General features: G+C 34.1%; 26 protein-coding genes. 13 read left to right on the plus strand and 13 right to left on the minus strand.

The genetic code is table 25. The features are described 5' to 3' along the window. Window position 1: 1 nt before the first annotated feature. Window positions 2-601, minus strand: a complete 600-nt coding sequence (ruvA, locus tag GW846_04185; GenBank protein NDK09953.1) for a Holliday junction branch migration protein RuvA — start codon at window positions 599-601, stop codon at window positions 2-4. 65 nt (window positions 602-666) lie between these two features. Here ruvA and yidD point away from each other — a divergent pair, with 65 nt between their 5' ends. After that, complete coding sequence (gene yidD, locus GW846_04190; GenBank protein NDK09954.1) at window positions 667-909, plus strand: membrane protein insertion efficiency factor YidD; 243 nt, start codon at window positions 667-669, stop codon at window positions 907-909. Here yidD and nrdR read toward each other — a convergent pair. Together nrdR and GW846_04200 are read right to left on the minus strand one after the other, a co-directional pair. Continuing rightward, entirely contained in the window at window positions 906-1340 is a 435-nt protein-coding gene (gene nrdR / locus GW846_04195; GenBank protein NDK09955.1) for a transcriptional repressor NrdR, read from the minus strand. The two genes, yidD and nrdR, sit on opposite strands and share 4 nt — an antisense overlap. 97 nt (window positions 1341-1437) lie before the next feature. After that, window positions 1438-2454, minus strand: coding sequence for a hypothetical protein (locus GW846_04200; GenBank protein ID NDK09956.1), 1017 nt, complete (start codon window positions 2452-2454; stop codon window positions 1438-1440). A 202-nt stretch (window positions 2455-2656) separates the two neighbouring features. Here GW846_04200 and GW846_04205 point away from each other — a divergent pair, with 202 nt between their 5' ends. Next, window positions 2657-3358, plus strand: a complete 702-nt coding sequence (locus GW846_04205; protein NDK09957.1) for a 50S ribosomal protein L1 — start codon at window positions 2657-2659, stop codon at window positions 3356-3358. A 94-nt stretch (window positions 3359-3452) separates the two neighbouring features. Next, on the plus strand, window positions 3453-3953 hold the full coding sequence (locus tag GW846_04210; GenBank protein NDK09958.1) for a multicopper oxidase domain-containing protein: 501 nt from the start codon (window positions 3453-3455) through the stop codon (window positions 3951-3953). 47 nt (window positions 3954-4000) lie between these two features. Here the strand turns inward: GW846_04210 and GW846_04215 are convergent, their stop codons facing one another. The 7 genes from GW846_04215 to sufC are packed head-to-tail and all read right to left on the minus strand — an operon-like array spanning window position 4001 to window position 9138. Next, complete coding sequence (locus GW846_04215; protein ID NDK09959.1) at window positions 4001-4396, minus strand: Rrf2 family transcriptional regulator; 396 nt, start codon at window positions 4394-4396, stop codon at window positions 4001-4003. A gap of 3 nt (window positions 4397-4399) precedes the next feature. Further along, on the minus strand, window positions 4400-4801 hold the full coding sequence (locus GW846_04220; protein ID NDK09960.1) for an iron-sulfur cluster assembly scaffold protein: 402 nt from the start codon (window positions 4799-4801) through the stop codon (window positions 4400-4402). A gap of 4 nt (window positions 4802-4805) precedes the next feature. Next, window positions 4806-6032 carry an aminotransferase class V-fold PLP-dependent enzyme gene (locus GW846_04225; protein ID NDK09961.1) on the minus strand — a complete coding sequence of 409 codons (1227 nt, stop codon included), beginning with the start codon at window positions 6030-6032 and terminating at the stop codon, window positions 4806-4808. Between the two features lies 1 nt (window position 6033). Continuing rightward, entirely contained in the window at window positions 6034-6714 is a 681-nt protein-coding gene (locus tag GW846_04230) for a SufD family Fe-S cluster assembly protein (GenBank protein ID NDK09962.1), read from the minus strand. A 1-nt stretch (window position 6715) separates the two neighbouring features. Then, window positions 6716-7111: a hypothetical protein gene (locus GW846_04235; protein NDK09963.1), complete on the minus strand. Its 396-nt coding sequence runs from the start codon at window positions 7109-7111 to the stop codon at window positions 6716-6718. A gap of 13 nt (window positions 7112-7124) precedes the next feature. Next, a complete protein-coding gene (sufB, locus tag GW846_04240) occupies window positions 7125-8522 on the minus strand; it encodes a Fe-S cluster assembly protein SufB (protein NDK09964.1) in 1398 nt (465 codons plus the stop codon). 16 nt (window positions 8523-8538) lie between these two features. Then, window positions 8539-9138: a Fe-S cluster assembly ATPase SufC gene (gene sufC, locus GW846_04245; protein ID NDK09965.1), complete on the minus strand. Its 600-nt coding sequence runs from the start codon at window positions 9136-9138 to the stop codon at window positions 8539-8541. A gap of 461 nt (window positions 9139-9599) precedes the next feature. On the opposite strand from sufC, the gene rsmH reads away from it, so the two are divergent. The 7 genes from rsmH to GW846_04280 all read left to right on the plus strand — a co-directional run bounded on the left by rsmH (window position 9600) and on the right by GW846_04280 (window position 15563). Then, entirely contained in the window at window positions 9600-10541 is a 942-nt protein-coding gene (gene rsmH / locus GW846_04250; protein ID NDK09966.1) for a 16S rRNA (cytosine(1402)-N(4))-methyltransferase RsmH, read from the plus strand. 24 nt (window positions 10542-10565) lie between these two features. Continuing rightward, entirely contained in the window at window positions 10566-10934 is a 369-nt protein-coding gene (locus GW846_04255; GenBank protein NDK09967.1) for a hypothetical protein, read from the plus strand. Between the two features lie 109 nt (window positions 10935-11043). Then, complete coding sequence (gene recR, locus GW846_04260) at window positions 11044-11652, plus strand: recombination protein RecR (protein ID NDK09968.1); 609 nt, start codon at window positions 11044-11046, stop codon at window positions 11650-11652. 2 nt (window positions 11653-11654) lie between these two features. Then, window positions 11655-12563, plus strand: coding sequence for a hypothetical protein (locus GW846_04265; protein ID NDK09969.1), 909 nt, complete (start codon window positions 11655-11657; stop codon window positions 12561-12563). A 39-nt stretch (window positions 12564-12602) separates the two neighbouring features. Continuing rightward, the gene (locus GW846_04270; GenBank protein ID NDK09970.1) at window positions 12603-12779 is read left to right on the plus strand and encodes a hypothetical protein; all 177 of its coding nucleotides are present in this window, start codon (window positions 12603-12605) and stop codon (window positions 12777-12779) included. A 100-nt stretch (window positions 12780-12879) separates the two neighbouring features. Beyond that, the gene (locus tag GW846_04275; protein NDK09971.1) at window positions 12880-14133 is read left to right on the plus strand and encodes a hypothetical protein; all 1254 of its coding nucleotides are present in this window, start codon (window positions 12880-12882) and stop codon (window positions 14131-14133) included. 62 nt (window positions 14134-14195) lie between these two features. Further along, window positions 14196-15563: a hypothetical protein gene (locus GW846_04280; GenBank protein ID NDK09972.1), complete on the plus strand. Its 1368-nt coding sequence runs from the start codon at window positions 14196-14198 to the stop codon at window positions 15561-15563. Between the two features lie 20 nt (window positions 15564-15583). Here GW846_04280 and GW846_04285 read toward each other — a convergent pair whose 3' ends face one another. Continuing rightward, the gene (locus tag GW846_04285) at window positions 15584-16498 is read right to left on the minus strand and encodes a hypothetical protein (GenBank protein NDK09973.1); all 915 of its coding nucleotides are present in this window, start codon (window positions 16496-16498) and stop codon (window positions 15584-15586) included. Between the two features lie 137 nt (window positions 16499-16635). On the opposite strand from GW846_04285, the gene GW846_04290 reads away from it, so the two are divergent. From GW846_04290 to GW846_04300, 3 genes are read left to right on the plus strand one after another with little or no spacing between them, the layout of a single operon-like run. Then, window positions 16636-17004 carry a hypothetical protein gene (locus GW846_04290; GenBank protein ID NDK09974.1) on the plus strand — a complete coding sequence of 123 codons (369 nt, stop codon included), beginning with the start codon at window positions 16636-16638 and terminating at the stop codon, window positions 17002-17004. Between the two features lie 34 nt (window positions 17005-17038). After that, window positions 17039-17413, plus strand: a complete 375-nt coding sequence (locus tag GW846_04295; GenBank protein NDK09975.1) for a hypothetical protein — start codon at window positions 17039-17041, stop codon at window positions 17411-17413. Window positions 17414-17447: 34 nt separating this feature from the next. Beyond that, window positions 17448-18005, plus strand: coding sequence for an NADAR family protein (locus tag GW846_04300; GenBank protein NDK09976.1), 558 nt, complete (start codon window positions 17448-17450; stop codon window positions 18003-18005). A 66-nt stretch (window positions 18006-18071) separates the two neighbouring features. Here the strand turns inward: GW846_04300 and GW846_04305 are convergent, their stop codons facing one another. Continuing rightward, on the minus strand, window positions 18072-19742 hold the full coding sequence (locus GW846_04305) for a ribonucleoside-diphosphate reductase subunit alpha (GenBank protein NDK09977.1): 1671 nt from the start codon (window positions 19740-19742) through the stop codon (window positions 18072-18074). Window positions 19743-19785: 43 nt separating this feature from the next. Beyond that, window positions 19786-21060 carry a ribonucleotide reductase gene (locus GW846_04310; protein NDK09978.1) on the minus strand — a complete coding sequence of 425 codons (1275 nt, stop codon included), beginning with the start codon at window positions 21058-21060 and terminating at the stop codon, window positions 19786-19788. Window positions 21061-21143: the final 83 nt, after the last annotated feature.

The raw sequence follows: 21143 nt of genomic DNA on the forward strand, positions 1-21143 counted from the left end.
ATTATAATTCTCGTATCATATAAGGAAGTATGTCTTGTAGTTGTGTTAATTCCTCAGGAATGGTAGCCATGACTCTTTCTATATCACGACCTTGGTATCCCATAGTAGTAAGAGTCATTTTTATATTTTCCATAAGAGTTGCTGGAAGCGTAGTTTGATGTGGTGAAACCCCATGCTGGATTGATTGAGAAATATGAGTTTTTACGAAATCCTTGTCTTTCAGTTCGAGAATTATTTTTTCAGCCATTTTTTTACCAATTCATTTTACCGATTCTATAACTTTTTTATCATCAGCTTGTACTGCTTGTATGAGCGAATCTTTTCAAAGAGATAATATAAGGAGAGCGACTTTTCCTCATACTCAGGATATTTTAATAAGCTCCGTAAAGAGTTTTTTTTCATCTAAGCTTGTAAATCAAAACAAACTCTGAGCATTTTCAGTGATATGATGGTACACATACAGTTCCGTTTTTTCAGTATTTATAAGATGAGAAAATGTGATTTCATGAATCCAAATTTCATATCCAAGTCAGCCCTGAGTATGTATGAGGACCGAATGTTCACTGAGTTCAATAATATTCCCTGATATATATCCAATCATTGTAATTTTTCTTAAAGATATTATACTTTGAGTATATATGATTTCAGCATAATCCCAAATCCACCGTGAAAAAAATACTTATTTTTATCATTGAAGTCTACCAAAAATATCTTTCACCAGATCATAGTTTTTGGGCAAGAAAAAATAATAATCCTCCCTATTGCAAGCACTATCCTACATGTAGTGAATATACCAAAGAAGCTATCGAAAAAAAATGAGCCTTGATGGGCTCACTAAAATGAATAGGACGTATTCTCAGATGTATGCCCTGGAACAAAGGTTGATATGATCCGGTAGACAAAAACTAATCCTGTATAAAATCGAGAAAATCCTTTGCTGAAGTGAAGTTGTGGTATACTGACGCATATCTAATATATGAGATATCATCAAGTATTTTTAGTTTTTCGAGTACTTTTTCTCAAACTCTACGGGCCTTTATTTCTTTTCAAGTTCCAAGCTCACTCTCTATTTCATCAATAGCTCTCTCTACATCTAAAATACTAATTCCTCTTTTATTTGTAGCCTTGAGAATACTATCTTCAAGTTTATCTCTGTCATAACGTTCTTTGACGTCTCAGCTCTTCACGATAATGAGATTACTCACTGCTCATTTCTCAAAGGTCGTAAATCTATTTTGACATTTCTCACATTCTCGTCTTCGTTTGACCGTTTTTCCATCATCAGATACTCTTGAATCGAGTACCTTGGTGTCTGTATTTCAGCAATTTGAGCAGTTCATATTATTTTAATAATAAAAAATATTTCCTCAATTATAGGTGAGAAAATATTTTTTACAATTTCAACTACACTTTGCATTAAAATTTTTGAGAAATTACTTAATAAGAACAGCAAACTGCGTATGCATACGATGCAGCGTTATTTCATTCATTTGTTGTACATCCAACTTCCCATTTTGATAATGAGCTATCAGGTTGACTTAAGTCCATCCAATCGTCTTTGGGAACTTCACATCGCCCACCTCATCATGTTAAAAATTCGTTATTATTACAAGATGCCACTGCGTTTTGAGGCCACCCTCTCACTTCATTTGTACGTCTACATGAAAGTTTATGATTATCTACATAACTCTTTGTAGCAACATGATTATTATTTGTTGGACTTGTAGTACTGATTTTTCCCGTGATATTGAGGTTTCACATAGTAAAAGTTCAAGAATTGAGTAAATCTTCTCACCTAACTTCACCGTTTTTTATATGTTTTGATTCAACAGCATTGTCAGCTAACTCACTTCGAGAAATACTTCCAGCTGCAATATCCTCTGCTATTATTTTATTATTTATTATATGATTAGTGTTAATAGAATCATCCTGAATTTTACCTCAAGAAATTGTTCCATTGGTTATGTTAGCCCCATTAATACTCGTAATATTTGCTCCATTTCATCGAAAACTCGTTGCATTTATTATTCCATTTACGTCGAGCGTATAATTCGGTGATGACCTATTAACTCATATTCTCGTTCCTGTATCTGTAATGAGCCCAACTAAAAATTTAGATCCATCCCATTTTGGAATATTATTGTTATTTCATCCAGCAATTATTTGAAACGCTGATACAAATACCGTTTTTATTTTTTGTGCTCCACTTATATTTTCAAATATATTTGAAATAATTTCTCAAACAAATCCTTTTTTATCCATTCATGATGGAGCTGTTGGAGTTCAAGCTAAAGAAGCTGCTTGCACTTTCACTACCCTCGGTGAGACCTCATCTGAAGCAGAATATACTGAGTCTAGTTGAAGAACACAGATACTCAGAATAATAAAGAGTGTTATAAAATTTTTCAAGAGCTTATTTTTATTGAGTAATATACACATAATTGTATCATACATACCCTAACTTAAGCAAATTATTATCTATAATATCAATACAAAATATTATAAGTATTCCTACTATTTATACTTTCTCAGTAATATAAGCCAAAAGTGTTGATTTTTTAAAATATTCACTATAATACAGCAGCCTTCTAAAGGAAGTTTCGATATTCACACATGTATCAAACGCAAGTACCTTTTATTTTTTGATTATACTATTATGGCAGCAAGAGGAAAAAAATACAAAAAAGCTCTCGAGTTTTTGAGTCCAGATATGACTTACACGGTTCCTGAAGCAGTTGAGCTTCTTGAACAAACAAATACTGTAAAGTTCGACCCAACTGTTGAGGTTCACTTTACTCTCAATCTTGATCCTAAACATCAAGATCAAATGATTAGAACAACAGCTTCTCTTCCAAACGGAACTGGTAAAACAGCTCGAATATGTGCATTTACTGATACAGTTTCTGCAGAAGACCTTAAAAAAGCAGGAGCTGCTGAAGCAGGTGGTGAGGAACTCATCGCTGATATCGAAGCTGGAAACGTAGCACTCGACTTTGATGTTTGTGTGGCTACTCCATCAATGATGAGACATCTTGGGAAAATCGCAAGAGTACTCGGACCAAAAGGACTTATGCCAAATCCTAAAACTGGAACAGTTGGAGTTGACCTTCTCGCAGTTGTAAAAGATATTGCAGGTGGGAAATTTGAATTCAAGACTGATAAGCATGGAAATGTTCACTCTATCTTTGGGAAACTTTCATTTGGAAAGGAAAAACTTGAAGAAAATCTCAATGCATTTCTTCAAATAATCCAAGACGTGAAACCTACTGGAGCAAAAGGAAAGTATATCACTTCTGTGGTTGTTTGTAACGCTATGGGACCTTGAATTAAACTTAATATGAATACAGATAAAAAATAATTATCACTTTTCACAAAAAAACTCTAAAGAAATTCTTTAGAGTTTTTTTATGAAATACATATAATATATATGTATTATATTTTAATTAAAAACTATGAAATCAAAATTATTGATTGGTTCTCTCAGTATAGCTCTTTTATTTGGTCTTATGTCATGTGCTGATACAAATGATGAAACGGTCACTCCTAACAATACCGTAGAAATAAACAGTACTTCTGATGCTAGTTCTACTCAGCTCGCAGGAGAAGAAACACCAAGTGTGAATGAAAATGGAGATACACTTGTTGGTGGTGACGCTGTTGCCTGAGATGAGACTCCAGGTGAGGCTTCATTTACAGTTCTAGGAAGCAACTATGAATATGATATTAAAGAAATGAGAGTCAAAGAAGGAGATGAAGTAAGCATTACTTTTAGATCAGTAGACGGTTTCCACGACTGGGTCGTAGATGAATTTGATGCTGCTACTGAAAAGGTAGAAACAGATGGTGAAACAACGGTTACATTTATAGCTGATAAAACTGGAACATTTGAATACTATTGTTCAGTTGGTCAACATCGAGCAAATGGGATGGTTGGAACACTCATAGTTGAGTAGTTTTCTTCTCAGACATTACAATAAAAAACTCTCATATTGAGAGTTTTTTATTTATTCATTATTTTATCTAGTGTCTGCATCTTAAGTAAACTATTAAATCATCTTTGTAGATTTCAAAGTGCATTTGTAGTGTAACAATCAGTTTTTTTCTCACAATATATATTTTTTGTACAATCTGATATTCATATTTCTTCTCCGACTGCTACAAATATGTCATAAAGAGAGATGGTATCTGGCACTTTTGCAAGCATCACTCATCCTCATCGTCCTTGTTTTGATAAAAGTATTCAGGCTTTTTGTAATTCAGGAATAATACGGCGAAGGCAGGTTTCACTCATACCCTGTGATGCAACGATATCACGAATCTGTACCAATTCTCATTTATCAGCAATATAGCAAAGAGCTTTAAGTGCATCGTCTCATGTTTTGGAAAGTTTAATCATTTCTTATATCTTTAAAACATCATCAAAAGTGTCAATTTTTCCATCTTGTAAATATGTATGCAGTGCGTTTCGAGTTGTTAAGAGTCACAGTACAGAAGCTTGTTTTCTCCGATCTGAAATTGGCATTTCGATAAGCTCTTCAATATATTTGTATCAAAAAGCAAAGATTTCCTCTATCTTCATATCTATAATACTTTCACCAAAAATACTTGCACATGCTGTTGTAATGATAGCTGTATCTCACTGAAAAGACCATTTTTTTATGATTCAATTTTCTATTTTTATATATACCTTGAGATCATCTCCACACGTCCTATTTTCTTCCCAAAAAGAAATATCAAAATCATCTAACACTCATCTATTTGGTGGAGTCTTAGAGTAAAATGTTATTGTTTCGTTATGCATTGTTTTAGGCTAATTCTTTAATTGCTTTTTCTAATACTTCAAAAAAAGCATCGATATCTTCTTTTGTATTATACACTTGTATACTCATACGACAGCTATGTTTTTGACCCACAAAATCCATAAGTGGCTCAGCACAATGTTGCCCAGCACGCACGCAAATATCATTATCAGCGAGATAGTCAGAGATATCAAAACTATGAATACCTTCTACTACAAAGGTAAAAACTCATACTCTATTTTTTGAGGCTGTACTTCAAATAAGCTTCACACTCTCAAGTCATGCAAATTTTTCCAAACTATAGTGAACCAGTTCACGTTCATGATTTTCAAGTAATCTATATCCTCATATAGAATCAAGATACTCAAAAGCTCTCAGTAAACTCACAGCTCCGGAAAGATTTGGGGTTCCTGGTTCAAATTTATCTGGAAGTTTCTTACTGTGAGTAAATCAAGACTCAGAAACAGATTCAATAGCTCCACCACCAGAAAAGATTGGATTGAGAACATTTAAAAGTGTTTCTTTTGCCCATAAAACTCAAATCCCCGAATCAGCAAATATTTTATGACCAGTAAAAAATAGCGCGTCACATCATAGTTTTAGAACATCTACTTCAAAATGAGGAACACTTTGAGACGCATCTACTATAAACAGTGGTTTATTGTTTCAATACCTCACAGCAAGCAAAGAGCTTACATTTTCTATATCAAATATTTGTCCTGTTGTGTTTGATACATGAGTGAGCGATACTATTTTTACTTTGTCAGTTAACTTATCTCGAAAATCATTGTAATCTAAATCAAAATTATCGGTCACTCCTACAAACTCGACATTGACTCCATAATCTTCTTTGAGTATAAGCCAAGGAACGACATTGGCATGATGTTCTACGATACTCAGAAGTACGGTATCTCAAGCTTTTAAAAGTCCTGTTCTCCAGATACTTTGAGCCAGAATATTGAGAGCGTAGGTAGAGTTGGCTGTATATATGACTTCTCTCCAATTTTCGACTCAGAGATTTTTCGCGACTATTTTTTTAGAGTCTTCATACAGTCTTTCAGAAATTTCTGATATCACGTAACTTCCACGATGAATATTCGCGTAGCTGTTTCTTAAATAATCTGCTACTCCATCAATAACCACAGTAGGTTTTTGACTCGTGGCAGTACTATCTAAATATACTAAATCTGGATGATTCTGAAATATGGGAAAATCCTTTTTATAGTCTTGCATATTATTTTGATTTTATTCTCTCTAAAATTCTTTCTTTGGTTGATTTAAAAAGTTCAGCATTATCTCATTCAAGATCTCAAAATATCTTTGCAATATAACTCTCAAGCATTAGGACCGTTGCATCTTCTCGTGGAAGTCCTCGGCTTCTGAGATAAAAGAGTTTATCATCAGAGATTCTCTCCATATTACAAGCATGACTTGCTTTGACGTCATTACTATGAACCAAGAGCGTAGGAAGTCCTCGAACTTTCCCTGTTGCTCCAAGAAAAATATTCTCTTCTACAAGATATCATTCTACTTTTTCAATTCCTTCGGTGATATGTACGATTCCATCTAAATCAATAAGTCAGCCATCAGAAACAAAGCTTACAATATGCATGTTCAGAAAAGCTCTACTTGCAGCAAGTTCACCATTAATTTTTGCAGTAATTTTTTCTCATGTTGAACTCAGAAGCGAGAATATTTCACATTTGGCATCTTCTCCATTTATGAGAAAATACTTATCAAATTTCTCTGCAGTTTCAAAATACCCAAAATACTTGAGTGAAGCACAAGATCAAAAAGTAACTTTTTCAAGTACATTTTTCTCATCATATATAAGAACTATGGCATTGTCTGCAATATGAATTTCTTTCTCAAGCTCATCACTCATATACAGTCTATTTTCTGAAAGGATTTTCATACTAGGCATGTTTATTTTTAAAATTTTCTCTCATTTTTTTAAGTTTTTCTAGGTCTATTTTTGGTTGTTTTTTTTCAAATGCAAAGCTCGTCCCACAACCACATCTATCAAGTACTTCTCAACTTGTAAATATAAATCTCACTTGTTCACGGCCCGTATGGTCAGCTTTGACCACTCTCGTAATCTTTGCATTTTCTAAATAGACTCTATCAGTTTTTGGAACATAGAGTGAAAATAAGTACTCACTGTCTATCATTTCTATATCGTCTGTTAACTCAAAATCAGTTTGCATATCTATTTTATTACCTGAACAACCAGCTTCGTAAAAAAACACTTTGAGTTGTTTTACTCCAGCATTTTCAAATTCAGAAACTGTTTTTTTGTCGAGTTGTAGCATAATCATATAAGAGTTATCCAATACTTCCTTCCATTTCCATAGAAATCAGGACATTCATTTCACTCGCGTATTCAAGAGGAAGCTCTTTGACGATAGGAGAGATAAATCCATTTACTATCATCGCAGCTGCCTGTTCTTCATCGATTCCTCGAGATTGGAGATAAAATAAATCATCTTCATTTATCTTACCAGCACTTGCTTCATGAGCGACTATAGAGTCTGCATTGTCACATCGTATTTCTGGAATCGTGTCTGAACCAGATATATCATCAAGGAGAAGAGCATCACATTCAATCTTTGTTACTGAACCAGTCGCACTGGCTTTGATGTCTACTAAACCTCTATAGGTAGACAATCAACCAGCTTTTGAGATAGACTTAGACACGATAGAGCTTGAAGTATTTTTCCCTATATGAATCACTTTCGCTCAAGTGTCCTGAGTTTGTCCAGCATTCGCAAATGCAATCCCAAGATGGTCAGCTCGAGAGTTGTCACCAATAAGAACCGAACATGGATAGAGCATAGTAGTATTAGATCCCATATTTCCTCATACCCATTCCATATATCCAGCTTCTTGAAGGAGTGCTCTTTTAGTATTGAGGTTATAAGTATCAAGTGACCAGTTCTCAACTGACGAGTATCTCATCGTTGCATTTTTTCCAACAAAAATCTCCACTCAACCAGCATGCAGTGAGTTTTCATCGTATTTAGGAGCAGAACATCATTCTATATAATGAGCTTCTGCGTCCTCTTCTATAATTATCATCGTATGCTCAAACTGTCCACCTTTCTTCACATTCATACGGAAATATGATTGAAGTGGCTCAGAGACTTTGACTCATTTAGGGACGTACAAAAATGTTCCACCAGACCAAACAGCATAATGTAGGCTTGCAAATTTGTGATCTGTGAGAGGAATAGATTTTGAAAAATGCTTTTTGATGAGTGCTTCATACTCTGGATTTTTGAGAGCATTTGAGAGGTCGTCAAAAATAACACCTTGATCAGCTATTTCTTGTTTGAGACTATGATAGACTGTTTCACTATCATATTGAGCACCAACACCTGCAAGTGCTTTTTTCTCAGCTTCAGGAATCCCAAGTTTATCAAAAGTATTTTTTATACTTTCAGGGACATCATCCCACGATTTATTATTTCAAGCACCTTCTGGTTGAGCGAAATAATAAATACTCTGTAAATCAAGGTCTGATAAATCAGGCCCCCAACTTGGCATTGCTTTTTCTTCATAGATTTTGAGTGCTTTGAGTCGAAGGTCAAGCATCCACTCTGGCTCCTCGTTTGCATGAGAGATTTGTCGTACCACGATTTCATTTATTCCTTGAACAGCCGTTCCTTTATAAATGACTTCGTCCGAGAAATCCCAAGTTCCTGAAGTTGTAACGGTTCACATATTTTGTTTATTTAAATTATACTTCTCCAAATCCACTTTCACTAATATCTTGTGCGAGTTCTTTACCACCTTCTCTTACGATATTTCCTGCCTTCATAACAAATACTGTGTCGACATCGATATATTCAAGAATCGTGAAGTAATGCGTGATAATAATAATTGAGTTTTCAGGTGAACTTAAAGACTGTAACATTGACGCTACGGTTTTAAAGGCATCGAGGTCAAGACCAGAATCAATCTCATCGAGAATAATATATTTTGGTCCAATGAGTTTCATTTGAAGGATTTCTATTTTTCTCTTCTCTCCTCCTGAAAATCACACATTAAGATCTCGATCCAAAAATGCTTCATCAATCTGCAGTTCTTGCATATGTTTTTTGATGAATCTTTTAAAGATAAATGGTGAGAGCTCTGTAAATTCTGCATTTTTCCCTTTTTCTGAAATATTGAAAATAGTCCTGAGATATTCAGAGAGTTTTACTCATTTAATTTCAGGAATATTTTGAAAACTCAGAAAGATTCCTGCGTTACTTCTCTCGTTTGGTTCCATCTCAAGGAGATCATCTCCATTGATAGAAATACTTCCTCATGTTACTTCATATTTAGGATGCCCCATAAGAACACTTGAAAGCGTTGATTTTCCTGAACCATTTTTTCATAAGAGGCAATAATTCTTCCCAAGTTCAAATTTGAGGGAAATTCCGTTTAGTATCTCTTTATCTCAAACGGAAACTTTTAAGTCTTGTATCTGTATCACGTGTATATTTTATATTATTTTTAAACATTACTATTTTATTCATATTTAAATATTTACAAGATTTATTTGTGGATATTTTGACTGTTATTGTATATATACACATTATATACTTTTGCTTAAAATTGCCGAATGTGAAGAAAATGTGAAGAACTCAAGTTTCTTGCTTTAAAATAGACAAAAATATTTTGTCGTATTTGTCTAGTTCAATGTAAATATAGTGTTTGACTTAGCTCCCAAAAAACATACAAATAGATATAGAAGTTCTCTATTTTACACAGTTAAAATTAAGAAATTCACAACTTTTTAACAAATTGAAGATTATGGAAGTAAAAATTGATGCAAATATCCATACTTCTGTCTTACTCCCAGAGCTTGTTGAAAGTATTACAATATTTGATGATAGACAAAATATCATCGTCGACTGTACTCTTTGACTCGCTGGTCATGGATGTGAAATTGTTAAAAAAATGAACCCAAATGATATATTTATTGGATTTGACGCTGATGAGAGGAATCTCGTCCTTGCAAGACAAAACCTAGAAGCACTGAATACAAAAACACAAATTATCCTGATTCAAGCAAATTTCTCGGAACTCACTGAAAAACTTGCTGAACACGAAATACACAAAATCACTGGAATCTACTATGATCTCTGAGTTTCTTCCCTTCATTTTGATGAAGCAGAAAGATGATTTTCTCTCAGACTCGAGTGACCTCTCGATATGAGATTTGATACAAAGTCATGAAGAACCGCAGCAGACATTATAAATTATTCCGAGGAAAAAGAAATATATAGAATACTGAAAGAGTATGGTGAAGAACCCCATGCTAGAAAGATAGCAGTCAGTATTCTTAAACGAAGGCAACAACGAAGATTTGTAACAACTACGGACCTCACAGACCTATTAGATGAACATTTAAATAAACATATAAAGACGAAAACGAGAGTATTTCAAGCACTGAGAATAGAGGTAAATAAGGAACTTGAGGTGTTACAATCATCTCTCGCTCAAGCAGTAGAATTGTTAGAGTCAGATGGAAAAATATTTGTGATAAGCTTTCACTCTCTCGAAGATAGGATTGTAAAACAATATTTTAAGCAAGAAAGTAAAGATTGTATCTGTCGTGATATCATCTGCACATGTAAACATACTGCGAAATTGAAGCTCCTGAATAAAAAACCAATCCTTCCAAGTGAAGAAGAACAAAAGATAAACAGAAGAAGTCGGAGTGCAAAAGCAAGACAGGCTCAAAAAATATAATATCTATTAATCTCCTTGTAAATCGTGAATCCAAGACTCATACACAAACAACATCCAGATTCTCACTTTTCATCAATGAGAAAACAAGAAAAAGAAAAACTTACCTTTGGGTACCAGTCTACCTATAGTGCACTTTTAGGTCTCATTGGATTTTTACTTTTGTACTATGTATGGATACTTAACGCAAATGCAACACAAGGATACACCATTAGACAACTTGAAAAAAATCAAAACGAACTGAAAGTAGAACTTGATAGACTCAATGTAAAAATTGCTGAAATAGACAGTTTAGATAGTATCGGGGCTGAAGATGCTTTGAACAACATGCAACAAGTTGAGGATCCAAATTATCTTGTGTATAAGAGTAATGTACAATATGTTTTCAAAAACTAATACAAACATACCTTATCCCATCAAAGACTTATAAAATGTAAGTCTTTTTTTATTGCCAATAGCTCAAAAATTCCTACAATTTAAGGAATAATATTTTTAAATATCATCAGTGCCTGAAGCCCTTAAACGTCTTATTCACAATATATCTCTTCTTCCTGGTATTTGAGAAAACAGAGCTACGAAGCTTGCCTTTTTTTTGTTATCGACCAACGAAAACTACCTGAGAGAACTCAGAGAAAATATTCTTACCATAAAGGAAAAAACTGCCATTTGTCATATTTGTGGTGCTATCACCGACGCTCCAAAGGATATTTGTAACATCTGTAACAATAGCTCAAGAAATCACAAAGAAATATGTGTCGTAGAAGAATACTTGGATCTTCTCACTCTTGAACAGTCAGGAGGATTTACCTGAGTCTATCATGTATTAGGATGAGCAATTTCACCAATTAATGGAGTCTTTGTATGAGACCTCAATTTTTCAAAACTCTTCTCACGAATCGATAACGCAGACTCAAAAATTGAGATTATTATTGCTACCAATCCAAATTTAGAGTGAGAAGCAACGACCAGTTTCCTTACCGAAGAAATCGAAAAGAGAAAACTTAAGTATAAAGTAAAAATGACAAGACTCTCAAGATGACTGAGTTCTGGATATATTGAGTACGCTGATACTATGAGTTTAGTGAGTGCTCTTCGAGAACGTAAAGAAATATAAATATGAAGAAAAATGTCATAATGTTTTTTCCTCTCAAAAATCATACTATAGATCTCACACATCCATATCAAGAATTAAGAAACGCAGAAGAAAAACAAAATACACTTCTTGGGTCATTTCCTTCAGAAGTGTGAGTTTTTATGGCTCGTTGAGAACATAGTTATTGTTGAGGGGAGGAATTTAGTCCTCAGTTTCAAAAAATATGAAACACGTGGTTTCCCTATACCTGAACCGTTCACGCAGACTTAGTCCTTGGTTTTGAGATTCCAGCTTGAGTAAAAAATATCTTTAACTCAATGCATACCCTCACAAGAAATAAATGTAACATCGAAGAAATATTTCCAGAAATAACGCTCAAGTCAAAACTCTGTCTCAATTATCAAGATATAGTACATAACTTTTTAAATGTCTCATCTCGCCTTAAAGTTTTAAAACCGAGAGATGGTACCCGAAGCAGATGAATATTTATTGGAGAAAATCTTCCTGATAATGAAATATTAGAAACAAAGAATTTCCCATATATTTTGCAAGATTTTTTTGATACTTCAGCGTGATTCTACGAATTCCCATGACTCCATGATTGCAGGATTATACTCTTAGATGGAAAAATAATTTGAAAATTTCTGCGTCAGCCAGAAGTTGGAACATACATTGCTAATACTTTTAGAAATGGAGGATTTATTGATCTCAAAGATTGGGAAATACCTGTAGAACTTCAAAAAATAATACAGACGATAGAATCCTACTGTAGTAAAAAATACAAACATAGATATTACTCTATTGATGTATGACAATGACCTAATGGAGAACTAAAAATTTTTGAACTCAATTCTGCTCCCTGACTTACAAATAATTTTATTTCATCTGAACTTTGAAATTATATTGTAAAAAATATCTTGAAACTGACCTAATTTTATTTAGACTCATAGTATAATTTTAATATTTCTCCTATGTCAGAATTTGCACCACCACCTCCTAAAGTGAGAGTCACTAAGGCTCAACTTCGCAAACAACAAGAAGCGTACAGACTAGCTGAACAGTTAGCTGAGGATCACAAAGCAGAGGAAGAGGCTGAAAAACTTACAGAGGTTCAGAAACTAGAACAAAAAATAGATGATGTATTTTAATATACATTTTTTATATTACATTTTAAAATTTTTTCTTATTATCCATTGACAATTATAATATTTCACTAATATATAACTATATATTTCATTACTATATGTTATGTCTAAAAAAGATATTTTATGAATAGTGAGTGCTCTTTGAATCGCTGCTTCTTCTCCAGCCTCAGCTGCAACTCAGACTGAAACTTTTTCAAATAGCGAAAAAGTATCATTATTATTGGATACTGAAAATACCCATCCCTATGATACAGCTGATTTTTCTCCTTCCTTTTTAAACTCCACAGGATTAAGTGATCAAAGTGAAATAGCGCTTCTTATAAAAAATACTCCTGTTATTACGACACTCGTAGCTGACAGAATTGTGAGAGAAATGTCAGAAACCTGAGAAATAGATGTTGACTCTTTGAGTATGATTTTATCACCAGAAGTAATAGGGTGGGATATGAGAACTATAAACGGTCAAATTATGGCTGATAAACTGGATGAAGCCTATAAAAATGAATCTCTAGATTTACATGAAGTAACACTTCTGCTCGAAGAATCTCTCAGACTTTGAAACCAAGGGAGTAACCCAGAGTCTCGTGATACTGTTATACATCAAGTTCGAAACGCATCCGGAAAATTCGCGAGCAGTCTGAATATAGAGAGTTTACTCAGAGGAAATAATGGAGCAGAACTTGCTGAAGCGATGTACCAAAGTAATACGTCATGAAGTCTTGAAGAAGTGATGATTTCAATGTGACTTAATATCGATGATTATGAGTATCTCTATAATGTCTTTGGTTCATGAAATAATCCTGATTGAATCAATGGAGGAATCAAAATTTCCACTGATATAGCAGCGCAACTAGATGTAGTAAACGCAATTGTAACTAAAAACTGAGATGTTGTTCTTATGGCAAGATCATGTGGATGAAATGTTACATACTTACCAAAAAGTGCTGAATCTATTCTCATTCTTGAGCAAATCATTACTCAGTCACAAGAAAATGTTCAACCAACATATAGAAATATAAACTGACAGCCGATTATAAGCACTTGAACACCAACTCCAGTTTCATATACTCCCAATGGTCCAGCTACTCCTTCAATACCTTGAATTCCTACGACTCCTCAAAATCCTGGAACACCAGGTACACCATGAACTCCTCTCTTCCCAATGCCACCAATAGGTCCATTATTTCCTCCTACTCCACCTACAACAGGTGGAAATCCAAATGGTCCAGGTCCAGGTCCAGGTTTTCCATCTCCAGTTCCTGGTATTCCTGCGTGACTTGCATTATGATCTTGATTATTAGCATTGCTCACATTGAGAAAAAAAACTAAGAAAACAGATACTCTTGTGAGAAATTAGTATAAAAAACATACCCAAATAGCTGTTTGTAAAAAAACAGCTTTTATTTAGAGATAACGATAATGATAAATTATAAAGAATCAGAAGAACCTATTCGTATAGACATACAGCATACATGAGTGAATAGATATATAATAGATGATGGAAGTTTAGCTGTCGCTCACAAGATTTGAGGTGATAATATGTGACTTATCACTCCTAATATGCAAGTTGCACGTGTACTACAAAAAAATAATATTACTCAAACATATGCTGTTTCTGCATTTCGTAATAGTAAAGTAGATTTTAACACCACTGACAAACTCATTGAAGCTTGAGAATCTAAAAACAAAGATTCTATCATGCAAATTCTGGGTGAAGTTGAAAATTTTCACATTCAGTTGCTTACAGAAATACTGATTGAATCACCTGAATCAGAAACAGAGTTATTGCTGAAATACGCAAAAAAATTATTTTTTGAGTATAAAAAATCTTTATCAAACGAATTTTCTTCAGAATTCTGCGATAAAGCTCATGATTATACAACGTGAGTATCTAAAAAATGTTTTTCTCTCCTGTGAATTGGAGAAGTCATCGCAGCAAAGGTTTTTGTAAAATATCTACGATATAAAAATATTAATGCTCAGTATGTAGATACAACACAACTACAAAATTTGAACAGATGAAATCTCTGAGTATCTGTTGAAGCATTTTTATGAAACAAATTTTCTGAAATATGTGCAAATGACCCACTAGCAATTCCCATAATACCCTGATTTATATGATGAATCCAGTGAGGAATCTTGCCTCTGTTATGAAGATGATATACTGATTATACAGCTTCAAGATCTGCTGTTGCCCTCTATGATAATGGAGTGTATAATCAGGTTTTACTCTATATTCAGAAACTCTACGGTTTTAAATCGACTGATCCACGAATACTTTGAGAAAGAGACTCTGAGGCAGTATCAGTAAATAACCTCAGTTACGAACTCGTTTCGAGAGCTATCTGACACAAAGGAGCTGGAGCCTGACTTATAAATGCTCACTCAATAGATGAAAGGATAAAATCAAGAGCTATCAAAATACTTGTTTGAAACCCAACAGATGATTCTGATAAAGCACTTATAGATAAGGACTGAAATATATTAAGTTCTTGAGTGCAACTTGTGCTTTGAAGAGACTATAACTGATGATCTGATGATTGAGTCTACTGACGTCAATCACAAAACACAGATTGAAACCATAATGTATACCTCATGGGAGAAAATATGTCAGATTTGTGAAAATTATTTAAAATGGTCACTCAAATTTTGAGAAATATATGAATTGAAGAAAGTTGATGACAGATCAAAATGTGACCAAAATGAGAAATTTCTCTTGTTTTTCGTGACAAAGAAACTGCTCTAGCATGACAAGTAGCACTTCATAATCATTTTATACAAAAATAAAATCCCTGAACGGGATTTTTTTATTTCACCAATCTTATTGATTTTCTTCTTTTTAAAGCATTTGAACTCTCTAAGTGTACTCATTCTCAATCTCATACTACTGTTCATCAGACTAATGAAAGGCTTGTTTTTCTCACGTCTTCAGCTTTTACATTTTCAAATAAAAGCAGAGATTCTCGGTACTGATGTAACACCCATGACTTAAAACGAAATTCTTCCTCTAACGTTCCTAAAAACTCTGTTCTTGTACTCTCTTCAAATTCGGATCTCAATTCTCTCAGTCTCAATGCTTCTTCATCTGTAAATTCGCTTTGATGTGCCAGCAAGACGTCAGTAAAATTCTCAGATAATTCCCATAGAATTTCAATTCTCTCGTTTATATTGTATTCTATGAGATCTATCACATTTCCATCTCAATCTACATAATGAACTCCACGTTCTCTAGAATACACCATTTGATATCCAAACTCTTCACCTAAATAGTAAATAACTTCACCTGTACTATTCAGCATATTGTTTCTATGAGCAGAGTTAATTAATCAACTCAGGAATGTTCCCTGTGTATCAGGAATAGTATGATTTGCAAACTCTAAATCTATGATTGTTTCTCTGAGTCATAAAATTTTCCAAACACTTTGAGTTATTCCCTGTTCAATATAAAACTTCGCTTGTTCAAAGGCTAAGAGAATCACAGCAATATTAACATTCTTATTCTCTGTAGATTCAATAAATGAAAAATTATTTTCCTTACAAAAATTAAGAAATTTTTTATATATATTAGAATCTCAAAAGATAACTTCAAAAATATTTTCAAGCGTACTATCCACAGTATCAATTCACAAGGTTGAATAAAAATCAATGACAAATGCCCTAAAATTAGGATTTGTAAATCATTTATGCGTTAGACTCGTATCAACACTCAATATATTTGGCATTTTGACTCTTATAATAATTATAGTTTTAATACTATATATTTTTGAGACAGAATGTCAAAATAGTTCAAAAGTAATTTGACTAAAATAGTATTTTATTAATAATAATTAAGCAAAAATAAAAATACAGGAGAAGAATCATGCTCGTTAGAATTAACGCTAGTGGTATCACTATCATATCGACCAATGATCCAGACTATGCTGAATCACAAGTACCTATTGAGATTCAGTCTCGCGCTTTGAAAGTCGATCCTGATACCTTACTGATTATAGAGATTATCTTTGACTACTCTAGGCTCGAAGACCTAGAAATCGGACCGAAAGATAGAAAAAAGAAAGTGAAACGTCTCGTATTGAAAGGACAAAAAAGAATAAATTTCAATGGGAGATTTGGTGATTTTCTCAAAGATGTAAATTTGATTCAATCTCAAATCGATCAATTTACTTCTGAAGGTCTCATCATTCGAAAAAAAGACAAAACCAAAGTAAGTGAAGAAATGCAAGCGTAACAAAAACACAAACTAATAGGCAGGAGAATATAAAATGCCAATGAAGACTTATTTTTTCCAACTCAATTATTACAAAGAGGGTTGTAAAGACCCTCGAGTGATAATTGTCTGCGCAGCCTTTTTAACTCTGAAAAATGCCTGCAAATGGGCAAAAGTGATGGAAGAACAGGCTATGAATCTTCAAAATTCTGAGTACCCAAAACTCAGAACCAGGCCAACTTTCCAAAAAAAGAAAGACGCTTGGCCACAGCCACGGAGTCTTCCTGTCAGCAGGATTAGGAATCCTGGACAAGCAGGAATCGAAGATATTCTCGGTAGACGTGCGTTTCAGCGCGCTGCCTGAGTGGTATTTTCGAACACACGCAATTCCCTTGGGCCTTTGGGCCCCTGGGATTTTTTTAAGAAATAAAAGAATATAATCAATACTTGAGTTAAAAAATACTATGTGATTAAATAATTATCCAGCAGAGTTTTACGAAGCTACCAGAATTCAAGAAGCCTATCTCATTTTGCATCCTCAAATACTTGAGAGATACGATATTACAAGAGAAGAGTTTTATGACGCATTTCCCAGAGCATCAAACTTTAGTCAGCTCAAATATCCTATCGTAGATGAGTTTTGAATAGATTATTGAGATAGTGAATGATACTATATGTCGCAACGTACAGATAATCTTAAATTAAAAAGAGAAATCTCTGAAGCCTCAAAAGTAAAAGGACAATCAAAAAAACAGGCCTATAAATATCATCAGCTTCTCAATCAAAATGAGCAAGACAGAATAACCTTCATGAGAAATGCTATCACGCAAAAATACAACGGAAGCAAATGGAGAAATACGCAACTGCTTGAGACCGGAGACAGAGAAATTATCGAATTCACCTACTGGTGAGATGAGTTTTTCTGAATATCAAACACGACTCGTACCGGTAGGAATATTCTCGGGAAGCTTCTCATGGAATACAGAGACGATTTACTCGCACGATTGAATGAGTATGAATAAAAAAACCTCAAGATTACTCTTGAGGTTTTGTATTATTTCATAGTTTTTCTACTTTGCAACTTGTTTCTATGCTTCACATCATACACAACTAATCTTTCTTGAGAGCTCTTGCGCTGCTGATTTAGAGTGTTGGTAGTAGAGAGTTTTGATTCCTTGTTCCCACGCATCCATATAGAGTGCATTGATATCTTTTGCAGATGTATCTGGATGAACCATGAGATTGAGTGATTGAGCTTGGTCGATAAACTTTTGTCTGTCGGCAGCTTGGTCTATAATGACAAATTGGTTAATTTCTGAGAATGTCTTGAATACGTCTTTTTCGAGTTGAGAAAGGAAATCGAGATGTCGAACTGATCCATCGTGATCTCTGATTGATGCCCACGTATCTCGGTCATTTTTTCCTTTTGCTTCTAGAAGCTTTTCAAGCTCAGTATTTTTGATAGTTACTTTCATCTTCGCAAGGTCTTTTACGTAGGTATTTGACCACCATGGTTCGATTCCTTGAGATACTTGCCCAAGTATAAAGGCAGATGAAGTATTTGGTGCAATAGCATTAAGAGTTGTGTTTCTTCGTCCATATCATTTGAGAAGTGGAGCTTCTCCAAGCATTTTAGCGAGATCTTCTGAAGCCTGGTATGATTTATCGTGAATCAGTTGGAAAATTTCTTTATTGAGTGCCATAGCATCTGGATGCTCAAATGGTATCATTTTAGATTGGAGGTATGAATGCCATCCTAATGCTCCAAGACCGAGTGCTCGGTGATTGTGAGCGAAGTTATAGGCTCTCTCCATGAATGTAAATGCAAGTCTATCATCTTTGTCTTCTGAATCTCTGAGTTTTGCCAATTTATCTACAAACTCTTGAAGCACTGCGTCGAGGAAGTAGATCATACATTCTACTGCATCTGTATCTTTCCATTCATCGTATTTTGCAATATTGATAGAGTTGAGGCAACAAACGAATGATTCGTCCGTACTTGATGGAAGCATAATCTCAGTACAAAGATTACTTGCTTGAATCTTCATATTTTTATCTTGGTATACTTCTGGAGCTCCATTGTTACAGTTGTCTGTAAAGAGAATATATGGATATCCCATTTCCCCTCGAGCTTGAATCACCTTCGCCCAGATTTTTCGTTTCTTCGCGTCTCCAGATTTCATATCATTAAGCCACGCGTCCGTTACGGTTACTCATGTTGTGATTCTTTGGATTGGATTCCCTTCTTTTCCTATTTCTAGAAATTCTTCTATATCATCATGCTCAACTGGTAAGTAGGCTGCAAATGATCCTCGACGAACGGCACCTTGTGATACGATATCGATTCCTTTGTCAAAGAGTTGCATAAAGTGAACGGCTCCAGAAGAAGCTCCGTTATTTTTAATTTCTGCTCCTCGTGGTCGAAGTGCACCAAAGTAACCAGAAGTACCTCCACCGTATTTACTCATCATCCCAACTTCAGCATTCGTATAGAGAATATTAGACATATCATCTCCAAGATATGACCCAAAACAAGAGATTGGAAGACCTCTCTCAAGTCCAAAGTTTGACCAAACTGGACTCGAAAAACTATAAAATCCTCTCGAAGCATAATCATAGATTTTATCAGCAAGACCTTTTGTCCCGTTAATTTTTTCTGCTGTATCTGCCATAAATCGGATTCTTTCTTCTGCAGATTGTCCATTTATAAGGTAACCATTATCCAGAAACTTTCGTGAGTAGTCGTTGAGCCATTCCATAATAGAGCAAGATTAAAGGTATAAATATTTTTTTAGTATCGTATTAGAATAAATCATCTGAAGTGATTGATTTACTTCGTTTATTGTAGTTTACACTTCTTTTTACAAAGAAATCTCAGTGTTTTGTGGACATAATCTCATCATCAAACCAATCTGTTTCAGATAGAAGTGTTTCGTCTATTTCAAAGATTTTTTCAAGTCCGATTCATTCCAATGACTTATTAAATCTATTTTTTACAAATTCATTAATGACTGCTTTTGGGAGAAAATCTACTTCACCATCTTCAAAAATCCAATCTACTATTTCCATCTCTGATTCATAAGCTTCCAAACAAGCTTTTTTTACCATATTGTTATGTTCGTCATCAAACCAAGTTGGATGTTCTGACTTAATAATTTTTATAAGCTCGATTCCAAAGAGTCCGTGGATTTGTTCTTCTTTTGATGTTGCCTCTACGACATTTGAGATACCTTTGAATATATTCTTATGCTTATTAAAGGCCATGATGATAAGAAACTGTGAGAAGAGTGATACGTGCTCTATAAAGAGTGAGAAGAGAAGAATAGAATGTGAATATTCTTCATCATCATCTGACTTAGAACTTTTGAGTGCATCTTGTAAGTAGTTTACTCGCTTATTCATCACAGGTATATTTTTGATTCTCTCAAAGTCTCCATTAAGTCCGAGTACTTCCAGTAAGTGAGAATATGCGTCCATATGTCTGACCTCTGATTCAGCAAATGTTTGCCCTACTGCTCCGACCTCTGGTTTTGGAAGATGCTTGTAAATATCTCCCCAAAATGTTTTGACTGAAACCTCTATTTGAGCAATAGCCAGCATACAATTTTGCAGAGCACTTCTTTCGAGTGGACTGACATTTACTTTAAAATCTTGAATATCTGATGTAAATGAAAATTCAGTATGTACCCAGTATGAATGACGAATCGCGTCAACATATTCAAGCAACTCAGGATACTCGTATGGTTTGAGGTTCATTCGAGCTTTAAATATATTTCTACTTCGATCTTTTTTTCGTTCTTCTCGGTAGAGGATATATGCTTTTGCAGCTTCAAAGAATCCTTCTTTCATCATTTCAAATTCTACCATGTCTTGAACCTCTTCAACGGTTGGAATAAAATCTTTATGATCTTTGTGAAATTTATCGATTCTTTTTTCTACTTTTTTTCAAATTTTTGCGGCTGCTTCATTATCCTCATGTCAGAGATTTAAAAAACATTTTGAAACGGCATGTATTATTTTTTCTCTATCAAAGCTTACGAGCTCTCCTGAGCGTTTTTTAATGTTCTTTATTCACATAAAACTACAATTTATTAAAAAGTAAACATATTTTCATTTGACTATATATAGTTTTATAACAACTACGAAACACTATATGTAGT

Source organism: Candidatus Gracilibacteria bacterium (genome assembly GCA_010119145.1).
In the GTDB taxonomy this organism is placed as follows: Bacteria; Patescibacteriota; Gracilibacteria; order BD1-5; family UBA6164; genus JAACSU01.